The organism is Spiribacter onubensis (assembly GCF_040838425.1).
GTDB lineage: Bacteria > Pseudomonadota > Gammaproteobacteria > Nitrococcales > Nitrococcaceae > Spiribacter > Spiribacter onubensis.
Window position 1 is genome coordinate 398,161 of the sequence record NZ_JBAKFI010000002.1, and the last position, 14,458, is coordinate 412,618.

Here is a 14,458-nt window from a genome sequence, read left to right on the forward strand (position 1 = left end):
CACCCCGAGGAAGAACCATGGCCGAGGACTTCAGACAGAACGCACTCGATTACCACCGCTACCCCACACCGGGGAAAATAGAGGTCGCGCCCACCAAGCCGCTCGCCAATCAGCGTGACCTCGCCCTGGCCTACAGTCCGGGCGTCGCGGCCGCCTGCGAGGCCATCGTCGAGGATGAACGCGAAGCGGCGACGATGACCGCCCGGGGCAATCTGGTCGGGGTGATCACCAACGGCAGCGCGGTACTCGGGCTTGGCGCCATCGGGCCACTGGCATCAAAACCGGTCATGGAGGGCAAGGGGGTGCTCTTCAAGAAATTCGCCGGCATTGATGTCTTCGACATCGAGATCGCCGAAACGGGCGCCGATCAGCTGGTGGAGACCATCGCGCGACTCGAGCCGACGTTCGGCGGGATCAACCTCGAGGACATCAAGGCACCGGAGTGCTTCGAGGTGGAAGAAAAGCTCCGCGAACGGATGAACATCCCCGTATTCCACGACGATCAGCATGGCACGGCCATTACCGCGGCGGCGGCGATCTACAATGGACTGCGACTGGTCGACAAGCGCTTCGAAGAGGTCAAGCTGGTGACCTCCGGCGCCGGCGCATCGGCCGTTGCCTGCCTCGACCTGCTGGTCTCCATGGGGCTGCGTCCGGAAAACGTGATCGCCACCGATCGCCAGGGGGTCATCTACAAGGGCCGCACCGAGTACATGGATGACCGCAAGGGCATCTACGCGACCGAATCACCGGCGCGGACGCTGGGCGAGGCCATCGAGGATGCGGATATCTTCCTCGGGCTCTCGGCACCCGGAGTTCTCTCGCCCGAGATGGTCAAGCGCATGGCCGATAAACCGCTGATCATGGCGCTGGCCAATCCGACGCCGGAAATCTGGCCCGAGGATGCGCTGGAGGCCCGTCCGGACGCGATCATCTCCACCGGCCGTTCGGATTATCCCAATCAGGTCAACAACGTCCTCTGTTTCCCGTTCATCTTCCGCGGGGCGCTGGACGTCGGTGCCACCACCATCAACGATGAGATGAAAAAGGCCTGCGTACGGGCCATCGCCGATCTGGCCACGATGGAGTCATCCGACGTGGTCCGCGCGGCCTACGGTGGCAAGCCACTGTCCTTCGGACCCGAGTACCTGATTCCCAAACCCTTCGATCCCCGGCTGATCACCCGTATCGCCCCCGAGGTTGCCCGCTCGGCCATGGAAAGCGGCGTCGCCACTCGCCCGATCGATGACTTCGCCGCCTATCGGCGGCGGCTGTCGACCTATGTGTTCCAGTCGGGCCTGCTGATGAAACCGATCTTCGAACGGGCCACCCAGAACCCGCAGCGCGTGGTCTACGGCGATGGCGAGGACGAGCGCATCCTCCAGGCCGTCCAGCTGGTGGTGGACGACGGGCTGGCCCGTCCGATCATTATTGGCCGCCGCCGCGTGGTGAAGATGCGCATTGAGCGTCTTGGCCTGCGACTCGGCATCGACACTGATTTCGAGCTCGTCGACCCCGAGGACGACCCTCGCTTCAAGGAATACTGGCGCCTCTACCACTCACTGATGGAGCGCCGCGGTATCACACCGGACCGGGCGAGGCAGATCGTGCGCACCCGCAACACGGTGATCGCGGCCCTCATGGTCCGCCGCGGCGAGGCCGATGCCATGCTCTCGGGCGCCGTGGGGAAATACCATCGTCAGCTCGATTACGTGAACGAGGTCCTGGGCCGGCGCACCGGCGTCCGCAATCTGGCGGCCATGAACGCCATCATCACACCCAAGGGCACGCTTTTCCTCTGTGATACCTACGTCAACCAGAACCCCTCGGCCCATCAGCTCGCCGAGATGACGGTGCTGGCGGCCGATGAGATCCGGCGCTTCGGCATGGTTCCCAAGGTGGCCCTGCTCTCGCACAGCAACTTCGGCACCTCGGAAGCGCCGGAAGCGATCAAGATGCGCGAGGCCCTGCAGTTGATCGAGGATCGCGACCCGGCGCTTGAGGTCGAGGGCGAAATGCACGGCGACGCCGCACTCAACGAAGAGATCCGCCGTCGGATCTTCCCCAACTCGCGACTGGACGGCGAAGCCAACCTGTTGATCATGCCCACACTGGATGCCGCCAATATCGCCTTCAACCTGCTGAAGACGGTGACCGATGCGGTTTCCATCGGGCCGATCGTTCTCGGCATGTCAAAGCCCGCGCATATCCTCACGCCATCGGTCACTGTCCGCGGTGTCGTCAATCTGACGGCGCTTGCCGGCGTCGAGGCCGCCATGGCCGCCGGAAAACCGGAGGAGAAAGATGACTGAAGCCATCCGTGTCCACGAAGTCGGCGGTCCCGAGCAGCTGCGGTACGAGTCGATCGAGGTCCCCGCACCGGGACCCGGCGAGGTTCTCGTGCGTCAGACGCACATCGGCGTGAATTACATCGACGTCTACTTCCGCACCGGGCTTTACCCGGCCGGCAATCTACCCTTCACGCCCGGCCTGGAGGGCGCAGGTGAGATCATTGCCGCCGGCGAGGGCGTCACAACGCTCCGGCCGGGCCAGCGGGTGGCCTATGCCGGCGGACCACTGGGTGCCTATGCCGCCGAGCGGGTAATGCCGGCGGACCGGCTGGTGCCGCTGCCGGAGTCGATCAGCAACGAACAGGCCGCAGCCGTCATGCTCAAGGGCATGACCGCCCATGTCCTTCTGCAACAGGTACATGCCGTGCGACCGGGCGACCGGGTACTGATCCATGCAGCGGCGGGGGGTGTCGGGCTGCTGCTCTGCCAGTGGGCCAGCCATCTGGGCGCCACGGTGATCGGAACCGTGGGCAGCCCTGGGAAGGCCGAGCTGGCAAAAGCCAATGGCTGTCACCATCCCGTGCTCTACCGCGAGGAGGACGTCCTGGAACGGGTAAGGGCACTGACCGGGGGCGACGGTGTGCACGTCGCCTATGACTCCGTCGGCGCCGATACGCTGATGGTCTCGCTTGCCTGTCTGGCCCGACGTGGCATGCTGGTAAGCTTCGGACAGTCCTCGGGGAAACCACCCGCCATCGAGGTGGGTCAGCTGGCAGCCGGCGGTTCGCTCTTCCTGACCCGCCCGTCGCTGTTCGACTACATCGCCACGGCGAACGAGCTGCAAACAGCCGCTGCCGCCGTTTTCGAGGTGATCGGCCAGGGCAGGCTGACCGTGCGGATCGGTCAGCGGCTGCCCCTCGCCGATGCGGCCACCGCCCACCAGCGGCTGGAATCGCGGCAGAGTACCGGTTCGACCATTCTCACGGTCTAGTGACCGGCGGACTCGATCCGCGGCAGGCTATTGCCCAGCGGGTCGAGTCCCAGGGCCTGGCGGTAAGTGCGGCGGGCCTGCTCCTCTTCGCCAAGCCTTTCATAGAGTTCGGCCAGCATGCGGGCCATCGCCGGGTTGTTGCTGCGTTCGACGGCCGCCTCCAGATAACCCCGGGCCTGTCCCCACAGCTCGCAGCGGGCGGCCTGGCGCGCGGCGGCGTACAGCAGTGCCGGGTCCTCCGGCCGCTCCCGTAACCACCCGGTGATCCGGTCGTAGACCCGCTGTGGGGGATCGACCGGCAGTTCGCCATAAACCTCGACCAGCTCCGGCGCCCAGTGCTGGCGTAACCAGCGACGCAGCTGCTGCTCGGCGGTCGCCGGGCAATCCGCATCGATCAGCGCACGTGCATAGCGGGCCTGCAGCGCCGGATCACGCCGGCGCACCTTGGGCAGAGACTTCCAGATACGGCCCAGACTGTCGGCATTGGCCTCCACGCCAAGCTCGTCGAACCGCTGCCCCATCGCGCGGTACTCGATATCGGCGAGCTCCTGCTCGGGCAACGCCTTTTCCCGGCGCAGATCAGGCAGGAGATCCGCGAGCCCGGCATGGTCGTCCACCGCCTGCATGGCCCTCGCCAGCAACATGAGAACGCGATGGTTGCGTGGCGCCTTCTCCCTCAGCCAACCCAGCGTGGCCAGGGCCTGTTCCCACTGTTCGGCCTCCGCCTGCAGCTGCGCCTGGAGCAGCCCCACCGCGACCCGTGCCCGGGGGTTGGCGGCATCCGCCGCTGCGAGAAGGTCATCCCGCCGTTGCCACTCACCCCGTCGTTGCGCGGCGATGGCCGCCAGCAGATGATGCATGAGCGGCTGGACGGCCGCCCGGCTGGTGCCCTCCAGATGGCGCTCGGCTTCGGCATAACGGCCCTCGGCCAGTTCGATGAGCCCGTCCACCAGCTCGCGCTGTGCCTTGTGCGTGCGCCGACTCGCCCAGCGCACGCGGATTCGCCCCGGCGCCAGCAGAAGGCGCCGCGCCAGCCCATAGAGCAAAGTGACAACCACCCAGGCCGCGATGAATGCGACGACCGCCACGAACAGGCTCGTCTGCACGGTTACATCGCCGACGCGGAGCATCAGGAAACCGCCCTGGTTGGCAAACCACAGCGCCGCCGTAACGCTCGCCAGCAGCAGCACGACCAGCATTAACAGCCGGCCCATCATGGCTCACTGCTCCCGTCGAGAACCGGCGACAGGACACCCGCGATATCGGGGGTCTCGACTTTCACGGGCTCCTGCATGAGCCCGTCCAGTCGCTCCCGAACCGCCGAGACCATCGGCGAAGCGGAGTCGAAATAGGCAGCAACCCAGTCATCAACGCGCTGCAGCGCGTCGCGGTAGGTTGCCGGCTCCCCACGCAGGGCCGCCAGCCGTGCCGATTCAATCTGCAGCAGCAGATTCTGCTGGAGAAGGAAGCGCGACTCGGGTTCCGGCAGGGGTTCCACCTGGCGGTCGCGGCTCACCGTGACCAGTCCGCCCAGGCCTTCGAGCAGGCGTTCACGAGCCCGCTCGAGGCGGCTCTGCCAGCCGCCGTCGGCCGATGTCTCCGCGCCACTTCCGGCGCTATCCGCGGCATCCTGTTCGAATTCGGTGACACCGGCAGCCAGGGGAAGATCATCGAGTTGATCGGCGACACGATCCAGGCCGCGGTTGATGGCGACCATGTCCACCCGGTCCACCGCGAGTAGACGGTCCACGGCCTCACCAATGGCCTCGCGGCGATCAATGCCCATCCCCCCCAGGCCTGACAGCAGAATATCGGCCGACTCAAGCGCCTCGAGCGCACCGGCGATGTCGCCATTGAAACGGACCCGGTGTAAGGCCATCCGGGCCAGATAACTCGCCTCGGCCACTCGCCAGTCATCGGTTTCCGACTGCATGCGCCGATAGAGCTGATCGACCCGATCGGCCAGCTCCTTGCGGGCGGACACCTGATCCGCCATGCGATTCTCGAGTCGCGCGAGCGATTGCAGGCGAGATTCCAGGGCCTCATTCAGGTTGGTGATCCGTCCATTGAGTTCACCGAGATCGCTCTGCTGCTCATCGGCCAGTGCCTGCAGTTCGCTGCGTTCGGCAAAACCTGACTGGGCGTCGGCCAGTGACTGCACCTGGAGGTACAGATAGCCACCGCCGGCAGCAGCCAGCAAGGCAACGAATACCGCAATCACCAGGGCGCCGCGACCCGCGGACCGGCCCTTGGGAGAAGGCGTCGGGGCCGGCTCGGCCCTCTCCCCGACATCCCCGCCATTGCCGCCGGCGCCGTCGTCCGCCGACGCGGAGACGGGCCGCGAATCGTCAGCCGACCGCTGTCCCTCGGTGTCTTCGCTGAGCGGGCCGTTGCCCGTCGTCGGTTCCTCGGAATCCTTGTCCTTTTCAGTCATTGGTTTTCTCTCTGCAGCGCTGCGCAGACGGCGCGGGTGATGGCCTCATCGTCCGCCCCATCGGCCACCAGCGGCCGATCAAATCCGGCGGCTGTCGCGGCCTGTGCGATACGATCGCTTACCGTGACCAGCCGTCCCTGCCTTACCCACTCTATCGCGCCTGGTTCCGCCATGCCGAGCAAATGCTCGAGCCCCGTCCGGCTGGTCACGATTGTGCAGTCGAGCCGCCTGGCCTGCCACTCCCGGGGAACCGCCAGGGTATCGGCGGGCTTGATGCGCTCGTAGACCACCATCTCGCGGAGATCCACATCCTGCATCAGGAGGGCGGACTGAAGACGCCGGCGTCCGCCCCGGCCACGAACGATCACGACGGTCTCACCCGGGCCGGGATCGAACGCCGGCTCCGCGAGCAATGCGTCCGCGCCTCCCCCGGCGGCCGGGGCCACGGTCACCGGTCGTCCCGCATCGCGCAGGCTGGCCGCGGTGCCAGGCCCCACCGCAGCCAGACTTGTCGAACGGCAGTGCGCCGGTGGTAGATGGACCAGTCCGTGGTGCACGGCATTGGGACTGGTAAAGACAAGCCAGTCAGGGCACTGTCCGTCGATCATGGATTCGGGATCACAGGGGGCGATCGCGAGTGTCGGACGGTGTAACACCGTCGCCCCGGCCGCTTCGAGCCGCCGGATCAGTCCATCGGCCTGGCCCGCCGGCCGGGTTACCAGGACGCGCCGTCCACCGAGGGGGGCGCTCAATGGACCTCGGCCAGTATTTCCGCGGCGCCCTGCGAGAGCAGATCCTCGGCGACGGCGCCACCCAGTTCGACGCCCTCTGTCCGGGGCGCCCGGCCTTCCGCGCGCAGCACCCGCCGGCCGTCCCGGCTGGCGACCAGTGCCCGCAACCAGAGGCCGTCCCCCTCAAGCACGGCATAGGCCGCGAGCGGCACATGGCAACTGCCATCGAGCCTGGCGTTGACCGCACGCTCGGCGGCAACCCGGTCATGCGTATCAGGGTCATCGAGACCCGCAATCAAGGCCTCGACCTCCGGATCGTCGGCGCGACACTCAATCCCGAGCGCACCCTGACCCACCGCGGGCAGGCTCTCTTCCGGCGGCATCACCCGGGTGATCTGGTCGACCATCCCCAGTCGCCGCAAACCGGATGCCGCCAGCACGATGACATCGAACTCACCGGCGTCCAGCTTAGAAAGTCTGGTCTGGACGTTCCCCCGCAGTGACTCGACGACCAGATCCGGACGCCGCGCCCGGATCTGGCACTCACGTCGCAGGCTGGCCGTACCCACGCGGGCGCCCGCGGGAAGCTCCGTGATGTCGCCGTAATGGCGGGAGATCAGGGCATCGCAGGGGTCTTCGCGATCGAGGATGACGGGCAACCGGAAGGCCTCCGGCACCACCGCGGGAACATCCTTCATGGAATGCACGGCGATATCCGCCCTGCCGGCCAGCATGCCCTCCTCAAGCGCCTTGACGAAAAGCGCCTTGCCACCAACAGCCATCAGGGGCCGGTCGGTGATCTCGTCGCCGCGGGTGGACAGGCGCACCAGTTCGACGCCGAGCCCCGGATACCGGGCTCGGAGACGGTCGGCGACATGTTCGGCCTGCCAGACGGCAAGCGGACTGCGGCGGGTGGCGATACGAAGATGGTCTACGGACATAAAAAAGGCCCAGCGGCGGCCGCGGCGGCCGGAATCGGTCAGCCGCAACCATACCGCCAGATCGTCATCAGGCAAACCGTCAGCCCGGACCAGCCGCGGACTTCAGCCATCGTCTGACCTGCGGCAGGCGCCGCCGACTGACTGGCAGGCGCTCTTCACTGCCGTCGACGAGCGCCTGTGTACGTCCGTCCAGATCCTTCTCCAGCCCGCGCAGGGCATCGCGGGCGATCAGGGCACTGCGATGGACGCGCAGGAAGCGCGGGCCGAATTCCGCCTCCAGCCGGCACAGCGAATCCTCGATGAGATCCTCGCCCCCATCATGCTGAACCGTGACGTATTTCTGGTCAGCTACGAAACAGCGCACTCCATCCACCGGGATCAGGCTCAGCCCATTGCGTCGGCGACAGAGGATATGCCGTCTTTCACCACCGGAGCCGGGCGCCTGGATTCGGGCGATCTGCTCGGCACTGAGCGGCCGGGCACGCTGGATGGCCGAGCTGAGCCGTGCCGGCTGGACATGTTCCAGAACGTATTCGACGCCGCTCTGCTGGAGCCGGGGCAGCATGGGATCGGTCAAGGAACTGGCCAGCAGCACGGCCGGCGCCGGGCGCTCATTGGCCAGCGCCACGGCGACGCGCAGGTCGGCTTCCTGTCGAATCCCGAGCACGACAACGTCGACCGGGTCATGACGATGGGCATCCGTTACCTCACCCGGGTCCTCGAGCACGGCGCTCACTGCGCAGCCGGGTGTGGAGGCGACCAGACGGGCGAGCCGCTGCCGCAATGATGACTGTTCGCAGGCAATGACGATCTTCATCAATGACATCCTCCCGAAAGCGTTGGTGGCTTGAAACGCCGCCCGACAGGATGACGGACGGCTTGATCAAGCTTGCTCGAGCTCTCGGAGGGATGCCGCCAACCGGTTCACAGAACCGCGCATCCGGCGTTCAGTGCCGGCCGGCTGCTATACTGCATGGCTCAGTTGACGGGGACGAAAGGGCATGAGCAAGTCAGACGCGAAGGGCATGTGGAGCGGTCGATTCAGCGAGGCAACGGACGCGTTCGTCGCCGCCTTCAGTGCCTCCGAACACTATGACCGACGGCTCTACCGTGAGGATATCCAGGGCTCCAGAGCCCATGCGCGCATGCTGGCGGACTGCGGCGTCATCACCCAGGCCGACGCGGCCGCCATCATGGAGGGGCTGGATGCGATCGCCGCCGAGATCGAGGCCGGCGACTTCCCCTGGGATCCCGCCCTTGAGGACGTCCACATGAATATCGAGGCGCGGCTCACCGAGCGAATCGGCGAAGCCGGCAAGCGGCTGCATACCGGCCGCTCGCGCAACGACCAGATTGCCACCGATGTACGGCTGTGGCTGCGCACCGTGATCGACGAGACGATCGGCCTGCTGCTTCGGTTCCAGACCGGGCTCGTGGACCTCGCCGAGCGCGAGGCGGACACGGTCATGCCCGGATTCACCCACCTGCAGGTCGCGCAGCCTGTCAGTTTCGGACACCACATGCTGGCCTGGTATGAAATGCTGGTTCGGGATCAGGCGAGGTTTGCCGACGCCCGACAGCGACTCAACCAGATGCCGCTGGGATCAGCAGCCCTGGCAGGCACGACCTTCCCCATCGACCGCCACCAGACCTGCGCCGAACTCGGCTTCGAGGCACCGACCCGCAACTCGCTGGATGCCGTCTCTGACCGGGACTTCGCCATTGAATTCGTCTCGGCGGCGGCACTGACCATGACCCACCTGTCGCGGATGGCAGAGGAACTGGTGATCTGGGCATCGCCACTGACCGGTTTCATCGAGTTGCCCGATCGCTTCTGCACCGGCAGCTCGATCATGCCGCAGAAGAAAAACCCCGATGTCGCCGAGCTGGTCCGGGGCAAGAGCGCCCGGGTTCATGGCGCGCTACAGGCACTGCTCACCCTCATGAAGGGCCAGCCGCTCGCCTACAATCGTGACAACCAGGAAGACAAGGAACCGCTGTTCGATGCCGCGGATGCGCTTCGTGACAGCCTGCGGGCCTTCGCCGACATGGTCCCCGCCTTGCGCGTGAACCGCGGGCGAACCCGCGCCGCGGCCCGTGAAGGCTTCGCCACCGCGACGGACCTCGCCGATTACCTGGTCCGCCATGGCGTCGCCTTTCGGGACGCGCACGAAATCGTCGGCAAGGCAGTCGCCTACGGCGTGGCCGAGGAACGCGATCTGGCCGACATGTCGCTTGCCGAGCTGCAGCAGTTTTCGGAGGTCATCGGCGAAGACGTCTTCGAGGTCCTGACGCTGGACGGATCGCTGGCTGCCCGAGACCATGTGGGGGGTACGGCGCCGGCCCAGGTGCGCATCCAGGTGGAAGCGGCGCGGCAGCGGCTCGCGTCAGGCTGAGGCGCCACGCGGGCACCGCTACGACGAAAGCGCCAGAACCCGGCGCAGCCACCGGCCGATGTCATCGATCTCCTCTCGGCAGACCTGATGCTCCATGGGATAGTCGTGCCAGTCGACCGGATACCCGAGGGCCAGTAAGGCATCCCGCGAGGCGACGCCCAACTGGTGGGAGAGGACCGGATCATGATGGCCGTGGGCGAGGAAGACCGGCGTACCGCGGTTGGCCGCCGCTCGAGCCTGCGCCAGGTGATCAGGCAACGGCAGATAGGTGGACAGGCCCATGATCCCGGCCAGCCCTGAGGCATAGCGCAGACCCGTATGCAGCGCCAGGGCGCCCCCCTGGGAGAACCCCGCCAGGACCAGGCGTTCAGGCGGGACACCCCGTTCGCCCTCGTGGTCGATCAGCGACTCGATCCAGCCCGCGGCCCGATCGAGGCCCTGCTCATCGGCAGGCGTCCCTGCCGTCAGTCCGTAGATGTCGTACCAGGCCGGCATCGAAAGACCGCCGTTCAGCGTAACGGGCTGCTCGGGGGCATGCGGGAAAATGAACCGCACTGCGCTGTCTGCCGGCAGGCCCAGCTCGGGGACGATCGGTTCAAAATCGTGTCCGCTGGCACCCAGTCCGTGCAGCCATATCACGCTGTGGCGTGCGTCCGCTGGCCCCAGTTCGACCGTCTTGAGCAGTTCATCCGCCATGTTCCTCTCCCTCTGCGTCGTGTGTATTCGGAATCGCAGCCTACCGGCTTTATACTATCGCGCCACTCAAACCACCGGGTCCGGATCATCATGCGCATCCTGTCCTGCCTGCTGCTCGTCATGCTGATACTGCTGAGCGGATGTGGCGTAAAGGGCGACCTTTACCTACCTGAAGCCAATGCGCCCGCCGGCGCCGGGGAGATGGCATGAGTCTGTCCCGCCACAATGGCATCCTGAACATCGAGGATTGCGCGGTGCCGGCGCTGGCCGAGCAGTTCGGCACGCCCCTGTATGTCTACTCGCGAGCCGCCATTGAATCCGCATGGCGAGCCTACGACCAGGCCTTCGCCGACCGCGACCATCTGATCTGCTACGCGGTGAAGGCAAACGGGAGCCTCGCCATTCTCCAGCTCCTGGCCCGCCTCGGCAGCGGTTTCGACATCGTCTCGGGCGGTGAACTGGCCCGCGTGATGGAGGCCGGCGGCGACCCCGGCAGAGTGGTTTTCTCCGGCGTCGGGAAGACCGAAGCGGAGATCGTCCAGGCACTGGACGTCGGCATCCTTGCCTTCAACGTGGAGTCGGAGGCGGAGCTCGAGCGCATCGCCGCAATCGCCCTGCGCAAGGGACTCGAGGCGCCTGTATCGCTGCGCGTCAACCCCGATGTCGATGCCCGCACTCACCCCTACATCTCCACCGGGCTGAAGGAGAACAAGTTCGGAATCGACATCCATCGGGCCGAGGCCATCTACCGCCAGGCGGCGGCAATGCCCGGTATCCGCGTCACGGGCCTCGATTTCCACATCGGCTCACAACTCACCGAACTCGATCCACTGGCTGACGCCCTGTCGAGAAGCCTCTCGCTGGTCGATCGCCTCGGCGATACCGGAATCGGTCTGGCGCATCTGGATATCGGGGGAGGTCTGGGGATCCGCTACGAGGACGAACAGCCACCGACGCCCGCAGATCTTGCCGAGCGCCTCGCCCCCCTGCTCGCGGATCGGCCGCAGCGCCTGCTCATGGAACCCGGCCGTGCGCTGGTGGGCGAGGCCGGCCTGCTGCTCACCCGGGTGGAATACCTCAAGCCCGGTCATCGGGATTTCGCGATTGTCGATGCCGCGATGACGGATCTGCTCCGGCCCGCGCTGTACGATGCCTGGCAGCGCATCGAGAATGCGGAGCCGGTCGACGCCGAGCCGCGCCTCTACGATATCGTCGGACCGGTCTGCGAGAGTGCCGATACACTGGGCAAGGCGCGCTCCCTGGCGCTCGCCCCCGGTGCGTTGCTGGCGATCCACGGCGCTGGTGCCTACGGCTTTGTCATGGCCTCGCAATACAATGCCCGCCCGCGGCCGGCGGAGGTCCTGGTGGATGGCAGCCGCGCCCATTTAATCCGCGAGCGTGAACCGCTGCAGGCCCTCTGGCAGGGCGAACGACTGCTGGAAACGCCATGAGCCTCGGATTCACCAAGATGCAGGGGCTCGGCAACGACTTTGTCGTGCTCGACGGCATCACCAACCAACTGGATATCACGCCGGAGCGGGTCCGTCGCATCGCCGACCGCCGCTACGGCGTCGGCTGTGATCAGGTGCTGCTGGCCGAGCCGGCGCAGGCACCGGAAGCCGATTTCCGCTATCGGATCTGGAACGCCGACGGCGGTGAGGTCGAACACTGCGGCAATGGCGTGCGCTGCATGGCCCGTTTCCTGAAGGATCACGGTCTGTCGGCGGACGGGCGGATGACACTCGAGACCGCCAAAGGGCTCACCCGGGTGGAGATACTGGCGGATGACATGGTCCGGGTCGATATGGGCCCGCCGGTCCTGACGCCGGCGGATATCCCTTTCCGGGCGGCGGAACGGCAGGCGCTCTATCCGCTCGAGGTCCAGCAGCAAGTGTTCGAGGTGGCCGCCGTTTCCATGGGCAACCCGCATCTGGTACTGCGCGTGGACGACGTGGACACGGCGCCGGTCGCCGGCCTGGGGCCGCTGCTGGAGCGTCATTCCGATTTTCCCAACCGGGTCAACGCCGGGTTCCTTCAGGTGCTCGGTCGCGACCGCGCCAGGCTCCGCGTCTATGAGCGCGGCGTCGGCGAGACCCTTGCGTGTGGCACGGGCGCCTGTGCCGCCGTGGTCGCCGGCGTTCTCAATGGCTGGTTCGACTCGCGTGTCACGGTAGACCTGCCGGGCGGCAGGCTGGTGATACACTGGTCTGGTATGGGGGAACCGGTGTGGATGACCGGCCCGGCGGTACCCGTATTCGAGGGCACAATGGCGGCGGGGGCGGAATGAGCAGGCAAACCACGGAATCTGCGGAAACGGGCAACGATCCTGACGAACGCCAGGTGCTCGATTACCTGCGCGAACACCCGGATCTGCTCCGGCGCCATCGGGACGTGCTGGTTAACCTGGACATCCCCCACGACAGCGGTGGCGCGGTCTCCCTTATCGAGTATCAGGTATCCATCCTGCGCGAGGAGGCCCGGGAGCTGTCCCGCCGGCTCGATCAACTGCTCTACATCGCCCGGGACAACGACCGGCTCGCCGAACAGCTGCATCGCTTCACCCTTGAGTTGCTGGCCGCGGAAGACCTCGAGAGTGTCCTGGTGGCATTGCGGGATGGCCTGCGACAGGACTTCCGCGCCGATGTGGTACAGGTGCTGCTGATCGGCGATGGCCTGCCCGGCGGGGGCGTTCCCGTACTTGCCCCCGATGACGCCGAGGCCATGCAACTCGAGGAGCATTTCCCCGGTACCACACCGGTGCTGGGGAGCCTCGACGCCGAGCGCCTGGCACTGATCTTTGGCGATCAGGCAGAGACACTGGCATCCGCCGCGGTCATCCCGATGGACGAGACGCCACTGCGCGGCTTTATCGCCATCGGCAGCCGCGATCCGGACCGCTATCATGATGACCAGGGCACGGTGTTCCTTAGCCAGCTGGGATCACTGGTGGCGCGGGTCCTGCGCCGTTCCCTCAACGGGGAGTCCGGTTGACCGCGGCCGGGCTGCAGCCGGCTCTCGATACCTACCTCGCCCATCTGCGGGATGAGCGTCGTCTCTCGACGCTGACCTGCCGACACTACCGCCGCGATCTCGAGTCGTTCGTCGATTTCCTGGACGGCACGGATACCCATGACTGGCGGGCCGTGAGCAGCGCTCATCTCCGGGCGTGGATCAGTGCCGGCCACCGCCGCGGACTCTCGCCACGCTCGCTGCAGAGGCGACTCTCGGCCGTGCGCGGGCTTTATCGCTATCTGCAGCGGGAGGGCCGGGCACAGAACGACCCCAGTGCGGATATCCGGGCACCGCGCGAGCGCCGGCGGCTGCCCGAGACACTGGACGTGGATGCCGTGTCCCGACTGCTGGACGCGCCCGACACGGCAGCGCCGCAGGACGATCCCCTCCCGCGGCGCGATCAGGCCATTTTCGAGCTTGTCTACGGCTCCGGTCTGCGTCTCGCCGAAGTCGCCGCCCTGGACATCACCGATGCCGCGGGACAGCCCCGCGAACTCCGGGTCATCGGCAAGGGCGCCCGAACGCGTATCGTCCCGGTGGGAAGCAAGGCCCGGGAGGCCCTGGGCCGCTGGCTCGCCGTGCGGGACGAGCTGGCCCGGTCAGGCGAACCGGCCCTGTTCGTCAGCCGCCGGGGTGGCCGTCTTTCCCATCGCGCCATACAGACCCGTCTCGCCGAACTGGCCCGCACCCGGGAGATGGATCAGCCGGTCCACCCCCACATGCTGCGACACGCATTCGCCACACACCTCCTGGAGTCCAGCGGCGATCTGCGCGCCGTGCAGGAACTTCTGGGCCATGCCGATATCGGTACCACGCAGATTTACACGCATCTGGATTTCCAGCATCTGGCCGAGGTCTACGATCGCGCCCATCCCCGGGCACGACGCAAACGGAAGTAGCCCGGATTCCGCGCGGCTGCGTTACCATGACGGGTCCTGAACGCCAGTACAGCAACGCCCGGAGAAC

The 14,458-nt window shown here is 66.6% G+C and carries 14 protein-coding genes; 8 read left to right on the forward strand and 6 right to left on the reverse strand.

Going from position 1 to position 14,458, the window contains the following annotated elements; translation table 11 throughout:
* Nucleotides 1-17: 17 nt before the first annotated feature.
* Nucleotides 18-2,312 (forward strand): NADP-dependent malic enzyme, encoded by a 2,295-nt coding sequence (locus V6X63_RS05400; RefSeq protein WP_367967628.1) that lies wholly within the window; start codon nucleotides 18-20, stop codon nucleotides 2,310-2,312.
* Nucleotides 2,305-3,282 (forward strand): quinone oxidoreductase family protein, encoded by a 978-nt coding sequence (locus tag V6X63_RS05405; RefSeq protein WP_367967629.1) that lies wholly within the window; start codon nucleotides 2,305-2,307, stop codon nucleotides 3,280-3,282. Before V6X63_RS05400 ends, V6X63_RS05405 begins: the two co-directional genes overlap by 8 nt.
* Here the strand turns inward: V6X63_RS05405 and V6X63_RS05410 are convergent.
* The 5 genes from V6X63_RS05410 to V6X63_RS05430 form a co-directional block, all read right to left on the reverse strand.
* Nucleotides 3,279-4,499, reverse strand: a complete 1,221-nt coding sequence (locus V6X63_RS05410) for a heme biosynthesis HemY N-terminal domain-containing protein (RefSeq protein ID WP_367978351.1) — start codon at nucleotides 4,497-4,499, stop codon at nucleotides 3,279-3,281. The two genes, V6X63_RS05405 and V6X63_RS05410, sit on opposite strands and share 4 nt — an antisense overlap.
* Nucleotides 4,496-5,716 (reverse strand): uroporphyrinogen-III C-methyltransferase, encoded by a 1,221-nt coding sequence (locus V6X63_RS05415; RefSeq protein ID WP_367978352.1) that lies wholly within the window; start codon nucleotides 5,714-5,716, stop codon nucleotides 4,496-4,498. Before V6X63_RS05415 ends, V6X63_RS05410 begins: the two co-directional genes overlap by 4 nt.
* The gene (locus tag V6X63_RS05420) at nucleotides 5,713-6,468 is read right to left on the reverse strand and encodes a uroporphyrinogen-III synthase (RefSeq protein WP_367978353.1); all 756 of its coding nucleotides are present in this window, start codon (nucleotides 6,466-6,468) and stop codon (nucleotides 5,713-5,715) included. The genes V6X63_RS05415 and V6X63_RS05420 overlap by 4 nt, the downstream gene beginning before the upstream one ends.
* Nucleotides 6,465-7,388 carry a hydroxymethylbilane synthase gene (gene hemC, locus V6X63_RS05425; RefSeq protein WP_367967872.1) on the reverse strand — a complete coding sequence of 308 codons (924 nt, stop codon included), beginning with the start codon at nucleotides 7,386-7,388 and terminating at the stop codon, nucleotides 6,465-6,467. Before hemC ends, V6X63_RS05420 begins: the two co-directional genes overlap by 4 nt.
* 79 nt (nucleotides 7,389-7,467) lie before the next feature.
* Complete coding sequence (locus tag V6X63_RS05430) at nucleotides 7,468-8,205, reverse strand: LytR/AlgR family response regulator transcription factor (protein ID WP_367967633.1); 738 nt, start codon at nucleotides 8,203-8,205, stop codon at nucleotides 7,468-7,470.
* 184 nt (nucleotides 8,206-8,389) lie between these two features.
* Between V6X63_RS05430 and argH the strand changes: the two genes are divergently transcribed.
* Nucleotides 8,390-9,784 carry an argininosuccinate lyase gene (gene argH, locus V6X63_RS05435; protein WP_367978354.1) on the forward strand — a complete coding sequence of 465 codons (1,395 nt, stop codon included), beginning with the start codon at nucleotides 8,390-8,392 and terminating at the stop codon, nucleotides 9,782-9,784.
* An 18-nt stretch (nucleotides 9,785-9,802) separates the two neighbouring features.
* Here the strand turns inward: argH and V6X63_RS05440 are convergent, their stop codons facing one another.
* Nucleotides 9,803-10,480, reverse strand: coding sequence for an alpha/beta hydrolase (locus V6X63_RS05440; RefSeq protein WP_367978355.1), 678 nt, complete (start codon nucleotides 10,478-10,480; stop codon nucleotides 9,803-9,805).
* Nucleotides 10,481-10,570: 90 nt separating this feature from the next.
* Between V6X63_RS05440 and lptM the strand changes: the two genes are divergently transcribed.
* From lptM to xerC, 5 genes are read left to right on the forward strand one after another with little or no spacing between them, the layout of a single operon-like run.
* Complete coding sequence (gene lptM, locus V6X63_RS05445) at nucleotides 10,571-10,690, forward strand: LPS translocon maturation chaperone LptM (protein ID WP_367967636.1); 120 nt, start codon at nucleotides 10,571-10,573, stop codon at nucleotides 10,688-10,690.
* The gene (gene lysA / locus V6X63_RS05450; protein WP_367978356.1) at nucleotides 10,687-11,931 is read left to right on the forward strand and encodes a diaminopimelate decarboxylase; all 1,245 of its coding nucleotides are present in this window, start codon (nucleotides 10,687-10,689) and stop codon (nucleotides 11,929-11,931) included. Before lptM ends, lysA begins: the two co-directional genes overlap by 4 nt.
* Nucleotides 11,928-12,767, forward strand: a complete 840-nt coding sequence (gene dapF, locus V6X63_RS05455) for a diaminopimelate epimerase (protein WP_367978357.1) — start codon at nucleotides 11,928-11,930, stop codon at nucleotides 12,765-12,767. The genes lysA and dapF overlap by 4 nt, the downstream gene beginning before the upstream one ends.
* Nucleotides 12,764-13,471 carry a DUF484 family protein gene (locus V6X63_RS05460; RefSeq protein ID WP_367967641.1) on the forward strand — a complete coding sequence of 236 codons (708 nt, stop codon included), beginning with the start codon at nucleotides 12,764-12,766 and terminating at the stop codon, nucleotides 13,469-13,471. Before dapF ends, V6X63_RS05460 begins: the two co-directional genes overlap by 4 nt.
* Nucleotides 13,468-14,391 carry a tyrosine recombinase XerC gene (xerC, locus tag V6X63_RS05465; RefSeq protein ID WP_367967643.1) on the forward strand — a complete coding sequence of 308 codons (924 nt, stop codon included), beginning with the start codon at nucleotides 13,468-13,470 and terminating at the stop codon, nucleotides 14,389-14,391. Before V6X63_RS05460 ends, xerC begins: the two co-directional genes overlap by 4 nt.
* The last annotated feature ends 67 nt before the right edge of the window (nucleotides 14,392-14,458 follow it).